At 56.6% G+C, this 13,072-nt stretch carries 11 protein-coding genes; 3 read left to right on the plus strand and 8 right to left on the minus strand.

Annotated features, from left to right (window positions below; all coding sequences use genetic code 11):
- Positions 1–38 precede the first annotated feature (38 nt).
- Genes K328_RS0102455 through fliF form a run of 4 tightly spaced genes read right to left on the minus strand, consistent with a single transcriptional unit; the run spans position 39 to position 3,989 of the window.
- Positions 39–896, minus strand: coding sequence for a motility protein A (locus K328_RS0102455; protein WP_028464606.1), 858 nt, complete (start codon positions 894–896; stop codon positions 39–41).
- Between the two features lie 22 nt (positions 897–918).
- On the minus strand, positions 919–1,293 hold the full coding sequence (fliN, locus tag K328_RS0102460; RefSeq protein ID WP_028464607.1) for a flagellar motor switch protein FliN: 375 nt from the start codon (positions 1,291–1,293) through the stop codon (positions 919–921).
- 28 nt (positions 1,294–1,321) lie between these two features.
- Positions 1,322–2,248 (minus strand): FliH/SctL family protein, encoded by a 927-nt coding sequence (locus K328_RS0102465; protein WP_028464608.1) that lies wholly within the window; start codon positions 2,246–2,248, stop codon positions 1,322–1,324.
- A gap of 49 nt (positions 2,249–2,297) precedes the next feature.
- On the minus strand, positions 2,298–3,989 hold the full coding sequence (fliF, locus tag K328_RS0102470) for a flagellar basal-body MS-ring/collar protein FliF (protein WP_028464609.1): 1,692 nt from the start codon (positions 3,987–3,989) through the stop codon (positions 2,298–2,300).
- A gap of 264 nt (positions 3,990–4,253) precedes the next feature.
- On the opposite strand from fliF, the gene K328_RS25515 reads away from it, so the two are divergent.
- Positions 4,254–5,828 carry a tetratricopeptide repeat protein gene (locus tag K328_RS25515; protein ID WP_051284343.1) on the plus strand — a complete coding sequence of 525 codons (1,575 nt, stop codon included), beginning with the start codon at positions 4,254–4,256 and terminating at the stop codon, positions 5,826–5,828.
- Here K328_RS25515 and sciP read toward each other — a convergent pair.
- From sciP to K328_RS26255, 4 genes are all read right to left on the minus strand, one after another.
- Entirely contained in the window at positions 5,817–6,131 is a 315-nt protein-coding gene (gene sciP, locus K328_RS0102480) for a CtrA inhibitor SciP (protein WP_028464610.1), read from the minus strand. The genes K328_RS25515 and sciP overlap by 12 nt on opposite strands.
- A 165-nt stretch (positions 6,132–6,296) precedes the next feature.
- Positions 6,297–7,607: a flagellar hook protein FlgE gene (locus K328_RS0102485; protein ID WP_028464611.1), complete on the minus strand. Its 1,311-nt coding sequence runs from the start codon at positions 7,605–7,607 to the stop codon at positions 6,297–6,299.
- A gap of 111 nt (positions 7,608–7,718) precedes the next feature.
- A complete protein-coding gene (locus K328_RS22265; protein WP_051284345.1) occupies positions 7,719–8,384 on the minus strand; it encodes a flagellar hook assembly protein FlgD in 666 nt (221 codons plus the stop codon).
- A 12-nt stretch (positions 8,385–8,396) separates the two neighbouring features.
- The gene (locus K328_RS26255; RefSeq protein WP_084608055.1) at positions 8,397–10,535 is read right to left on the minus strand and encodes a flagellar hook-length control protein FliK; all 2,139 of its coding nucleotides are present in this window, start codon (positions 10,533–10,535) and stop codon (positions 8,397–8,399) included.
- A gap of 420 nt (positions 10,536–10,955) precedes the next feature.
- On the opposite strand from K328_RS26255, the gene K328_RS0102500 reads away from it, so the two are divergent.
- Together K328_RS0102500 and K328_RS0102505 are read left to right on the plus strand one after the other, a co-directional pair.
- Entirely contained in the window at positions 10,956–11,783 is an 828-nt protein-coding gene (locus K328_RS0102500) for a flagellin (protein ID WP_028464613.1), read from the plus strand.
- A gap of 345 nt (positions 11,784–12,128) precedes the next feature.
- Positions 12,129–12,956, plus strand: a complete 828-nt coding sequence (locus K328_RS0102505) for a flagellin (protein ID WP_028464614.1) — start codon at positions 12,129–12,131, stop codon at positions 12,954–12,956.
- The last annotated feature ends 116 nt before the right edge of the window (positions 12,957–13,072 follow it).

The raw sequence follows: 13,072 nt of genomic DNA on the forward strand, positions 1-13,072 counted from the left end.
TCCCGTTTGGGCGGTTGTGTCCGGGCCGCCCATATCCTTCAATCGTAGTAATCAAGCCGCTGCGAGGGCGGCAGTTTGGTATTCAGCATGCGTTCAAGAAGCCGCGGGTTCTCCTGCCGGGCAATTGACATCGCACAGGCATGGTAGATCTCGCATTCGAGCAGTTCGGCTTCTGCATTGCGTTCCAGCTTCGCCGCAATCGGGGCCAACACCATGTAAGCGAGGATGGCGCCGTAGAAGGTTGTCAGCAGGGCGACAGCCATGGCCGGCCCAATGGACCCCGGATCGTTCAGGTTGCCAAGCAACTGGATGAGGCCGATCAGGGTGCCGATCAGCCCCATGGACGGGGAGACTTCGGCGGCCCGACGGAGCACTCCGGCATGACGATGCCTGATGTCCTGTATGGCATCGATTTCCTGAGCGAGGACCTGATCGATCTGGTGTGGCGTGGCGCCGTCCACCGCCATTGCCACAGCACGTTGCAGGAATGGCTCGCTGTCGACGGATGGAATTACAGCGTCAAGGGCAAGCACCCCGTTATCCCGCGCGATCGCTGCAAGATTGAGGGACCGTTCGCCGGCGAGCCGCAGATCATGACGTTGCGGCAAAAGCGTTGCCAGGACGGCGCCGATTGCACCGAACAACTCGGACATGCTGTAGGAGACAAGGGTCACCGCAAACGTGCCAACGAGAACGATCAGGACGGCAGGAAGATTGTAGAATGAACTGACCGAACCGCCGATAACCAGTGCTGTCACGACCAACCCGAAAGCGACGGACAGTCCCAGGATCAAGGCAATATCAAGGGTACGTCCACTCGCCGGAACGTCGAACGTTCTGGTCCGGGCGGCACGCGGACGGACTCCACCATTCTCTACGGTCGCGCGATCTGCCATAGACTTTTCCCGATCCCGTCGCTTAGCCGGTTCTGTCGGATTTGATGATTTCCGTCATGGTGACGCCAAGGCGTTCGTCGACGATGACGACTTCGCCGCGGGCCACGAGACGGTTGTTCACATAGATGTCTATCGCCTCGCCAACCTTACGGTCCAGTTCGACAACTGCGCCGCGACCTAGTTTGAGAAGCTGGCTGACCTGCATGCTGGATTTTCCAAGCACGGCAGAGACTTGCACCGGAATGTCGTACACGGCTTCAAGTTCCCGCGCACTGATCTGCTGGCGGGATTCTTCCGGGACGACCTCCGGGGGCTCCTCTGCGGCCTGCTGCTCCATGGCAGCGGCCATATCCAATTCTTCGAGATCTTCGAACTCGACATCGCTTTCGTCAGACATGTGGTTCTCCTCTGGCGGCCAGGCGGCGCTAGTTCTGGATCAATTCAGCTTTACTGGGATCGCCGTCCACGTCCACACCCTCTTTGGGCATCTCCGGGGTTGCGTAAGATTGGGCGGGCGCGGGCACGTCGTCCGCTGACAGCTTATCGGTTGCCATATCTATCGCGGACTCAGGCGTGAGTTCTGACAGTTCATCAGGAGTTACATGATCGTCTGTTGCGGCTTCCGCCTCGCCGGCGGTTTCGGCTTCTTGTTCCGTTTCCGGCGGCATGTCGGAGCAGATACTTGAACGGACGGGCAGGGAGGAAAGGGTCCGCTCCACCATTTCGTCAATCTCGCCCCAAGTCTCATCGAGCGCCCGTTCAACGGCGCCCGCAGCCCAGGATACGCGGCAATCGGTTGCGACGAGTTCCGGGTCGCCGACCAGGACGACTTCGCCCTCGTAGCCGACGCGGGAGGCCATCAGTTGGACCTTGTCGCGGAGCGGCGCTTCCAGCTCGGCAGCGACACGAATCATCACCTTTGGCTGCTCCGTCAGAAACTGGAATGCCTGATTGATAACATGTTCGATCTGCGGCAGTTCCGTGCCGCGCGTCAGTTCCGGTGCCATCTTGCGCATGATGGTGGCGGACAGGCGTACCGCGTCGCGCTGTATTTCCGCAGTCCATTTGCGGTGCACCTGATTGAGCTCGCCGACCTTGCTCAGCACGCCTTCGAGCGAAATGGCGACCTGCTGTTCAATCCCGGCCATTGCGGAGGACATGCCCTCCTGCCGGCCAAGCTGGTACGAGGCCTCCTTGGCTTCGTCGACTTCTTCCTGGGTGTAGGTCGGCGGTGCGTGTTCTTCGGCTTCAAGCTCCGCCATCCGCGCAGCCTCGGCCGCGCGGCGCATCTTCTGCTGATATTCCTCGTCGAAGATGTTGTCGAAAAGGAAGGGTGATTTTTGCGTTGTCATGCCGCCTGACCCGTCAGGCATGGGGCGGCAAAAACGTTTTTAATAACCGTCAACTGCCGCCTCCGGCATTGCCTGCTTCCTGGTACATCCAGTTGCGGATGATTGCGACAGCTTCTTCCGGGTGCTTCTCGACGATCTCGCCAATTTTCTTCAGGGAAGATGCGCGAACCCGACCCTCGACCTGGTTGATGTCGATCATCTGGTCGAGCAGGCTTTCCTCTTCGTCTTCGCCTTCCAGAAGTTCGGCCATGTCGGCAGTGGCCCCGGGGCCGGTCAACTGCGCGATGGCATCGGCACCGGCGATCATGCCGCCCGGACCGCCACTGGCGGCAAGCGTGGTGGGCATGGATTCAAACAGGCGGGTCAACACCGGCCGTACGACCAGCAGGATGACGAGGAGTCCGACAACAGCCAGAACCAGAACCTCTGCGAGTTGCAGGAATTCATCCTTGGAAATGCCGAACAGGAGCGAGCCGTCGCCGAGGTCGAGCGGTTCCAGTTTGACGAACTGCATGTTTATGACTTCGACTGTATCGCCTCGGCTGCCGTTATAGCCGACGGCGGAACGAACGAGTGTGGCAATCTGTTCCAACTCTTCCGGTGTCCGGGGTTGGTACACCTTGTCGCCGTCCTCATTCTCGACATAGCGCCCATCGACCAGAACTGCGACGGAAAGATTCTGGACCTGGCCTGCTTCCTTGACGCGGTTCCTGACAGTGCGGCTTATCTCAAAGTTGACTGTTTCCTCGGTACGGGCTGACTCGGATCGGGCGGAGAGATCACCGGCACCGGCATTGGCCTCGGATTCCGGCAGGTTGTTCTCGACTGAAACCGTGTCCTGCTTATTCCGTTCCTGAGTACTTTCGCTCTCTTCGATGGTCTGCGTCGAACGGGCGACCTGACTATCGGGGTCGTAGATCTCGGATTGTTCCGTGAAGCGGTCATAGTCGATATCGGCGCTGATCTCGGCCCGCACGCGGCCGAGGCCGACGATGCGTTCGACGAGTTCTTCAACGGCGCCGCGCACACGGTTTTCAAAGGCCAGACGCATTTCCTCGGAGCTTTGGCCGGGAAGGGTGCCGTCCTCGTCATTGGTGCCCCGAGCCAACAGTTGCCCGCGGCTGTCGAGGATTGAAATGTTCTGCGGTTCCATATCCGGAACGGCGGCGGCAACGAGATGCTGGATTGCCAGGACCTGTTCGCGGCCGAGGCGACCGGCACCCTGAACCTGCAGCACAACAGATGCGCTTGGCTTGCGGCGTTCGCGGCTGAAAAGTTCGCGCTGCGGCAGCACCAGATGGACACGGGCGCCGCGGACATTGTTCATCGCCCCGATGGTCCGTCCGAGCTCGCCTTCAAGCGCGCGGACGAGGTTAACGTTCTGAACGAAATTGGTGGTTCCGAGACCGTCGGACTTGTCGAAGATCTCGTATCCCATGGTTCCGCCGCCCGGCACGCCTTGTTCGGCAAGGGTGACGCGGAGTTTCAGGACCTCGTCTCCGGGGACGTAAACCTGCTGGCCGCCAGCCTTCAGCTCATACTGGATATTACGGGCTTCAAGCTCTTTGACGATGGCGCCGCTGTCACCCGGATCGAGATCTCCATAAAGCAATGACATCCCGCCGGTTGAGAGGCGGGAGGCAAGGAAGATGAAGAAGCCGAGCACTGCGACTGCCGTGCCGACAAGGGCGGCAATGCGGATCGGGCCGAGATTACGAATCAGGTCTACGAGAGGATTCATGGGTTATAATCCCCGTAATTGCGTACAGGTAAGTGCCCGAAAGCGGTCCGGGAGGTTCTTGCTAATACATTGCATTTTATATGTATCTTTCGAAAATTGAAAGAACCTTCTGGGCAAAAACTGCCTAGTGAATATATCCGACAATGAATCGAAAGAGAACAATTAATTAGCGGCGAAACTTGTGGTATTGGTTAAGGAAATATTGAGTGAGAATGTTCATCTCCCTATCTGATTGGTCTGTCGATAGCGCAGTGGAGCGATAGAATGGCGAAAACTGAATCTCCGAAACGGATGCCAGCAGCTTCGCAGACCGGATTGTCTTACAGCGGTGCAATGGATATCTCGCGATCGCGCCATGTCACCCTGGCAAACAAGGCGACGCGCTTCCTGAGCGCAGGGCAGCTTGAATCTGCACGCAAGATATACATGGATATCCTGAACGAGAACGAGGATGACGTCTTTGCTCTTCACGGCATCGCTCTTGTCGCGCGGGAAATGAAGCGTTTGCCGGTTGCCGTTGAGCTGATGAAGAAGGCGCTTTCGCTCGATCCCCGGAACCCGATGATCGCCAGCAATCTGGGGACGATCTATGAGGCCATGAAGAACTATGAGGAGGCGCTGGCCTGTTACAAGAACTCGGTTAAATGGGGCGCTCGCGATGGTATCATCCACAACAACATAGGCAGTGTTCTCTCCAAGCTGGGGCGCCGTACAGAGGCTTTGATTGAGTTTCGAAAAGCGTTCAAGTACGGGGTCGAATTTCCTGAAGCCATGACGAATATGGCGACGATGCTAGGCGATCTCGGCGATTACAAACAAGCTGGCTATTATTTCCGTCGAGCGTTGGAGATTGATCCGGAGAACGCGCATGCGCACCACAATCTCGGTGTTATTCTGCTGCGGCAAGGTGAATGGGGCGAAGCTTGGGAGCACTGCGAATGGCGCATGGTTGCGACAAACAATGGTGTTCCATGGCGAAAGTTTTCGCAGCCACTCTGGAACGGAAACCCTTTTCAGGGCGCGCGCCTGATTCTCTACGCCGAGCAGGGGATTGGTGACGAGCTCAGACATGCGAGCATGATCCCAGAAGCGATCGCCCGTGGAGGGGAGGTCGTGGTCGAATGCGCGCCGCGCCTCGTATCGCTGTTTCAGCGCTCTTTCCCGCAAGCAAGGGTCGTTCCGGCCAAATACTGGCCAGCGGAAGAAGGTGTTGAGCCGTTTGATATTGCCTGCCCGCTCGGAACGCTTGGGCGATTGTTCCGGAACAGCAAGGAGAGCTTTCCGATGCATTCCGGCTACATCAAGCCGGATCCGAGGTTGGTCTCAATGTTTCGGGAGCGACTGAATGAGGCAGGGCCGGGACCTTATGTCGGAATATGCTGGCGTAGTGGATTGGCGGGAGCGTACCGGGCTGAACATTACTCGACGATTGAAGACATGAGGCCGGTTATGAAAGTGGACGGCGTGACCTATGTGAATTTGCAATATGACGCCAAACCTGAGGAATTCGACATTGTGAAGTCGGAGTTTGGTGTCGATCTGGTCGATTGGGACGACGTCGACCTCAAGATGGAGCTTGAGAAAGCAGCGGCCCTCACAAGCTGCATGGATCTTGTTGTGAGTCCGGGGACATCGGTTGCGGTCATGGCTGGTGCGCTCGGCGTCGAAACAGTTGAGTTTCGGCCATTCCCGATACCGGACAGTTATTTCAAAGACGGCCGATGCCCATGGTTTCCGAGTGTCCGGTTTTTCGCGAAACGGCAATCGGAAAAATGGAACAAGATGTTTCGAAAGATCGCCGCCGAAATTGAGGCTCTGAAAACTGGTTCAGCTTCCTGACCGGAGCCGCCTAGACGCACGACGATAGTCCTGAACGCGCGTGGCGCGCAGGGCTCGTGTTCCGTGAGCCTTGATCAATTGCCGCCAACTCGCGAATTCCTCATGGCTGAGGCTGTATCGCTCGCAAGCTTGTTCAAGCGTTATCAGATCCTCCTCAACAGCGCGCACGACCTGCGCTTTCCGGCTGACGACCCAACGCTTGGTGCTTGCCGGTGGCAATTGAGCAAACGGGTCGTCCGAGGTCTGAACGGGCTCTGCTGAGTTAGCGTTCAATTTTTTATCCTGATGTTTGTCTGCGGTCATCTTTTCAACGCATCATAAAAATGCCGGTTGTTTGAAAATAGAGGCCGCTCCCTAAAGAATCCTTAAGACCCCGCGCTTTCCGAAATGACTTCGATTGAAAAAAAAAGCCCCGGCAAAAATGCCGGGGCAAAAAGAAAATCGGTAGAAAGTGAACGAGGACAGCGCTTACCGCTTGATACGGATGATTTCGTCGAGCAACTCGTCACCGGTTGTGATGATCCGTGTTGCGGCGGAATAAGCCCGCTGCGTGATGATCAGATCGGTGAACTCGGTTGCGATATCCGTCGTTGAGTTTTCCAGTGCGCCGGACTGAACCCGGCCGGTGCCGCCGTTTGTCGGGATGCTAAGGACGATGTCACCCGACGTGGACGTCGTGCTGTAGGCGTTGCCGTTCGCCGCGCTCAATTGCGTTGCGGCCGGGACAGTGCCGAGTGGTAATCGATAGATGTTTCGAGACTGTCCGTTAGCAAAGTTGGCCGCGACCAATCCTTCTTCCGAGATTGAAACCCCTGTCAGGGCCGAGGGGCCGGAACCGTCCTGGTTAAGCAGCGAAGTTTCGAAGTTTCCGTTGAATTGCGACATGCCGGTCGGCTGCCCGAATGTCCCCCAGTTAAGAGTGATCGTGTTGAGCGCAACAGATCTGCTGAACTCGCCTGAGCTGACTGTCAATGTCTCGGTGGCGGTGGCGTTGGTTGTGCCTGCTACGCCGGTATTGATCGCGTTCAGGCTGCCGTCTGGGTTGAACACCATGGTTCGCGCCGCACCGCCAAGGGACATGGAGCTTGCGTTGATCGTGCCTGGGTTGCGGATCAGGGTGTAGTCATAGGTCCATGTGTTCGCAGCCGCCGATTTTGTCCAGGTGGTCCGCAGCAGATAGTCGAAGCCCTGGGAATCGTAGATCGTGATGTTGGTTACGACCGTCGCGGCGGTGGCTGTGTCGGCCGGCAGGTTTGCGTTGATCGTCACATCGTCGGTCTGGTTTGCAATCTGACCGAACTGGGACAGATCGACTGTCTCAAGGCTGCTCAACAGGTCGCGTGTGTCCTGATTGACAATGTTTCCCGAGGCGTCGGTGCGCCAGCCCTGCAGGTAGTAGCCAGCCGTGTTAACTAGGCGGCCGTTTTCGTCTGTGTTGAATGCGCCGGCGCGGGTCAGCAGATATTCGTCGTCGGAACCCGGCTCTGCCGCGCCGTTGACCACGAAGAAACCATTACCGTCGACGGCGATGTCCGTGGTGCTGGTCGTGCCCTGCAGGAGGCCTTGCCTGCCCGGGTCCGTGAGCGGCTTGCTCTGCACACCGCCTGGTGTGAAGGCCGTCGCGGTTGGGCTGCGGGTGACCAGGGTCTGGAAACGCGCTTGCGTCTCTTTGTAGCCGACAGTCTGCGAGTTCGCGATGTTGTCGGAGATAATCCCGAATGCGGTTGCTTGCGACGCGATCGCCGCAACACCCGCAAAAAGTCCACCGGTAACACTCATGTTAAATCTCCATTCACATGACCAGGGTATGACCCGCTGGCCGGTTCTACCGATGATGCCGGTCTGGCATCGTGGCCGGGGGCTTCTCTATGGCCGCCCGGTCCTTCCACCTTAAATGGCGGAAACGCGTGTAATTTCATTCATTTCGACGATGATCTTTCCGACCATCAGGCTCGGCCCGTCCTCGCCGGTGACAACACCGGTTACCAGACCGACAGCCTCAACCTCGGCCGTTATGCCTTCGTTGTCGGCGTCGAGCGCATTGATCTGAACTGAATAGGGGCCGTTCGGCAGTTTTTGGCCGTCTGCATCGGTACCGTCCCAGTTGAATTCAAAGCGCTTGCCCGAGCCGGTTGAGCCTTCTTCCGAATAAACCAGATCACCGGCCGCGTTGAAGACGTTGACCGTGGTTGAGGTCGCCTCGCCTTCAAGCAGATAACCCCAGCTCGCACCGGCATCGGTGAGGTTGGTATTGTTGCCGTTGAAGATCACATGCTCGCCGATATAGTTGACCGCCGCCGCGTTCGTGTTTGCGGCCTGTGCGGAAACCAGGGAAGCCAGAGACTTGTTGGTCTCGATCTGCTGTTCGACGGCGGTGAACTGGACCAACTGGTTGGTCATCTCGTTCGTATCCATCGGGCTGGTCGGATCCTGGTTCTGCAGCTGGGTCAGGAACAGCGTGAGGAACTGCGCGCGCTCATCGTCGAGCCGCTCCTCGGTTGTCTGCTGTGTCGCAAAGATGCTGGAGCTGCTTGTGCTTGAAACTGCGTCCACCATGTCATCAGCCTCCTAGGCTACCAGGTTCAGCGACCCGTCGTCGCCGATACCGTCGTGTTCAGAACCGGTGGTGTCCGTTACCGGCTGCTCGTCGCTGCCATCAAGGTCACCGCCATCTTGCGAGAGGGGCCCGTTTCCGGAGCCGGCTTGCTGTTGTTGCCTCTCGTTGGTGCCGCCGCCTCTCATCTGAAAGTCGAGGCTATCGCCACCGGTCTTGAGTCCTGCGTCATGCAAGGCCCGTTCCAATTGCTTCGCATCACGCTGCAAAAGTTCCATGGTTTCCGGTTTGTCGGCGATCACAGTTCCCCGAATCGCGCCGTCAGAGCCAATTTCGAGGCGAATCTCTACCTTGCCAAGCTCTGACGGATTGAGCTGGATTTTGATCTTGTCCAGCCCACCCAGGGCGGCTTTGATCAGCTTTACCTTGACCTGTTCGGTCGCCGGAGTGGGCAAAGTCTGCCGATCCTGGGTGGCCGCCGTGCGGTCGGCAGATGCTGATCTCAGTGTGTCGGCAAAACCATTGTTCGTGCCTTGGGCCGGAAGATCGGCCGCACGTGATGTGTTTGACGTTGTGCCGGTCGGGTCGGCTTGTCCTCGCTGGGCGGATGACGACTGCTGCCGGACGGCTGCCAGTTGTTCCGGCGTCGTGACAGTAGGTTGCCCCTGCGTGGCGGTCGTGACCGCCGCCGCGGCCGGGTTGTTCTGATTGGTTTGGCTCACGATAGCCGGGTTCGGCTGGCCCTGGTTGGCCCCAGCCTTCGCACCATTGCTGTTGTTCTCGTTTGAAGCCGTCACGGCATTGCTGCGTTTCGCATCGGAGCTGCCGAGCGCGTTTGACCGCACGGGCCTGCTATTCAGGGCCGTTGCAGCCGCAATCGTCTCGCTGGGGCTGGGAAGGGCAGTCTGCTTGACCGGTCCATCTGCCTGGGCCGAGCGATTGTTGGCGACGAGAGCCGTATCCGCTGTGGTGGCAGGTTTGGCTGGTGTCTGAGATACGATCTCAATCTTCGGCTTGGTCTCTCCGGCGGTCTGGGTGGCGGAGGCCATAGTCGCCTGCTTACTGCCTTCCGCCGACCGGCCAGCTTCAGCATCAGCGGGTACGATTGCCGGCTGCACCTTAGGCATAGTTGCCTGATTGACTGGTGTCGGAGATGTGGCCTGAGGTTGAGTAACAGCTGTCTGTGTCGTTGCTGTTGTCTGGCCGGGGGCGCTTCTTTTGCCCGGAGTTGCCTCAGATTGCGTCTGTGGGGGCCACGGGACGGGTAGTTTAAAGGTCGTTGCATCATCGCCAGATACAGCGCTCGGCGTTGTCGTCGCTGTGCTCGGCCTGGTTTGGGTCAGTTTCTCAAGTGCAGCGAGTTTTGGATCCCTGGATGTGGACGCGGGTATTACCGCCGCTTCCTGGGGAACGGTCTTCTGGGCTGCGGCCGCTGTGGGCTGTTCCGGTGTATCGCCCGTGCTCGCGACAGCATCAGCGGGCTTGCTCACGACAACAGTTGCTGTCGTGGAGGATTCCGGCACGACTTCTTGCTCCGGAACGGATGTTGCGGCTACTTCGGATGCGGAAATTTCATTTTGCGCGCTGGCTGCTGCTGCGACTTCTGCCGAGAGAGAAACGTCGGTCGTGCCCTCTGCGTCTTCATCAGTCGCGCCTTCTGCTTTTTCGACATATGGCGCTGATGTTTCCGTTGACTGATCTTTAGCGGGCTTTTTTACAGAGTCGGCATTGCCTGCCGTTGTGCCGCTGGAGTCCCCGTTCTTGGTATCAGTTGTTTCGGCATTAGCTGCGTTGGCATCAGCAGTGCTGACATCAGCAGTGCTGGTCTGGACGTTAGCCTGGGTTTGTTTAGTCTCAGGCTTGTCTTGTGCACTAGCTGCGGTTGCAGCGCCCGCTGCATCGGTTTGTTTTTTGGCGACATTATACGATTGGCGCTGATCCCGCGTGTCTACGGTTTGGGGATCCCGCTCAGATCGATCATTTGATGTGCGGGAGGGCTTTGTTTCCTGCGGCTCGTTAGCCTCATTATAATTGTCGAGCCGGAATTTCGGGCGATCAGGGTTACGGGCAGCGATCGGATCAAAGCCTAATCCATTACCTATCTTGCCTGTGTAACCGATCGACGGATCGTTTGTCGTTGATACGGGAGACATGTTTAGCCCTCGCGTGTTGTTCTGCGGGGATAGAAGCAAGGAGCGGGCCAGAGATTTCAGGCAGAAATTGCCGGGTTATGGCTTCTTTCGGTGTGAAATGGGGATTGCGAGCGGGTAGAGGGGGAAGAATTTTCCGGGTATGGGGGGGGCGTTTTCGTATCTTTTGGTTTATGGGTGAGCAGGCCCCCTAGTGGGGGCATGGCGCGGGTTTCGATACCCTATTTTAGGAATCTGTCTTTGGCCGGATTGAATGAGTTTTCCGCTTAATGTATTGATAATAAATATAAAAACAATTTAATTACAATTTTAATTTCTTTATTGACAACATTTAGGCAAATGTGGATTATAGGTTCGTGGGTAATACCCGCTGTCAGCAAAAAGCTGACTTAACCTGAGCCCTTAGAAAGAGGACTTGAAAAAATGGCTATCCAAAACTCTGTTTTGACCAATCCATCTTCCTTTGTTGCCCTTCGCACCCTGAATGGCATCAACCGTAGTCTCGACACCACCCAGAACCGTGTATCCACAGGTCTGAAGGTTGCGGGTGCTCTGGACGACGCGTCCAACTTTGCTATCTCGCAGGGAATCCGGGCTGAACTTAAAGCCATCGATGCGGTTACCCAAGGCCTTAATAACGCTAAGGGTATCGGTAACGTTGCAATCGCCGGTGTGACCGGTATTTCCAACTTGCTTGCTGACATTCGCGGCAAACTGACCGAGCTTGCCAACGAAGGTATCACAACCACGCAGCGGAATATTCTTCAGGCTGACTTTAACGAGTTGGTTTCTCAGGCAGCCAACTTCATCGCCAATTCAGCTTTCAATGGTGTGAACCTGATCGAGTCCGGTGCAGCCACGGTCAATACCCTCTCCAACCTGGCCGGTGGCCTGCTCACGCTGACGTCACAGAGTGCCGTCAATACACAGGTCGGCAGCCTCGCTGGTGTAACCCTGGGTACGGCTACCAACGCGCAGAGCGTTATTGCGAACAACTTTTCCAATCTGGAATCCGTTGTGAACACGGCGCTTGGTTCTCTCGGTGCTGAAGTTCGCGCACTCAACCTGCAGACCGCTTTCCTTGAGGAAATTCGGGATGCAACCGACGAAGGTCTCGGCAACATCGTTGATGCCGATCTGGCTCGTGAGTCCGCTAGGCTGACGTCGCTGCAGGTGCAGCAGCAGCTGTCTACACAGACCCTGGGTATTGCGAACCAGCGTCCCCAGACCCTTCTCGGCCTCTTCGGTTAAGATTGGTTCAAACACTTTTCTGCGAAAGGGCGGCTTTGGCCGCCCTTTTTTGTGTCCGCATTTCCAATCGCAAGGTCAGCTCTATTTTTTTGCTGCCAAATGAGAGAAATCTCACAGTTTGAAATTCACAGAATTCGGCGTGAATTTCTCAATATTTCAATGTTCTAAATTCATGCAGCTAGAAATTCTCTCTGGCTTTTCCAAATCCCTTACTGAGATTAATCTTTTAGCAACTTCTTAGTGTGTTAATATGAAGTATCCGCTCAAAGAAGCGGGTTTTGCTCTGGGGCTTGCCCCTAATTACTGCGGAAAAAATTCCGCTGTCCTTAGAAAGAGGAGGCCAAAATGGCTGTTCAAAACTCTATCCTCACGAATCCGTCCGCATTTACGGCGCTTCGTACCCTGAATTCCATCAACCGTAATCTCGATACCACGCAGAACCGTGTTTCCACGGGCCTGAAGGTCGCGGGTGCTCTCGACAACGCCTCTACCTTTGCTATCGCGCAGGGTATCCGGGCTGAGTTGAGCGGCATTGATGCGGTTACCCAGGGTTTGAATAGTGCCAAGGGTATCGGTAACGTTGCGATTGCCGGTGTAACTGGTATTTCCAATCTCCTTACCGATATTCGCGGCAAGCTGACGGAGTTGGCTAACGAAGGTATCACCACTGCGCAGCGTAATATTCTGTCTGCCGATTTTAACGAGTTGGTTTCGCAGGCTGGTAACTTCATCGCCAATGCATCCTTCAATGGTGTGAATCTGATCGAGTCCGGTGCGGGCAACATCAATACGCTCTCGAACTTGGCTGGCGGTACACTGTCACTGACGTCGCAGAGTGCGGTTAATACCCAGGTCGATAGCCTTGCCGGCGCCACGCTGGCTTCAGCTACCAACGCCCAGAGTGTTATCGCGAACCAGTATGCAAACCTGGAATCCGTCGTGAACACGGCGCTTGGCTCTCTTGGTGCCGAAGTTCGTGCCCTCAATCTGCAGACGCAGTTCCTTGAGGAAATTCGTGACGCAACCGACGAAGGTCTCGGCAACTTGGTCGATGCCGATCTGGCACGCGAATCTGCCCGACTCACCTCTTTGCAGGTGCAGCAGCAGCTGTCCACGCAGACTCTCGGGATCGCAAACCAGCGCCCGCAGTCTTTGCTTGGCCTGTTCCGTTAATCGCGGACCAAACCTACTTGGAAATCGGGGGAAGAAATTCCCCCGATTTTTTTTGTCCGGAATTCCTTTATATCCACAGCCATTTATTTACTCATTTCATCCAAGACATCTCGTTG

This window comes from Nisaea denitrificans DSM 18348 (assembly GCF_000426505.1).
In the GTDB taxonomy this organism is placed as follows: Bacteria; Pseudomonadota; Alphaproteobacteria; order Thalassobaculales; family Thalassobaculaceae; genus Nisaea; species Nisaea denitrificans.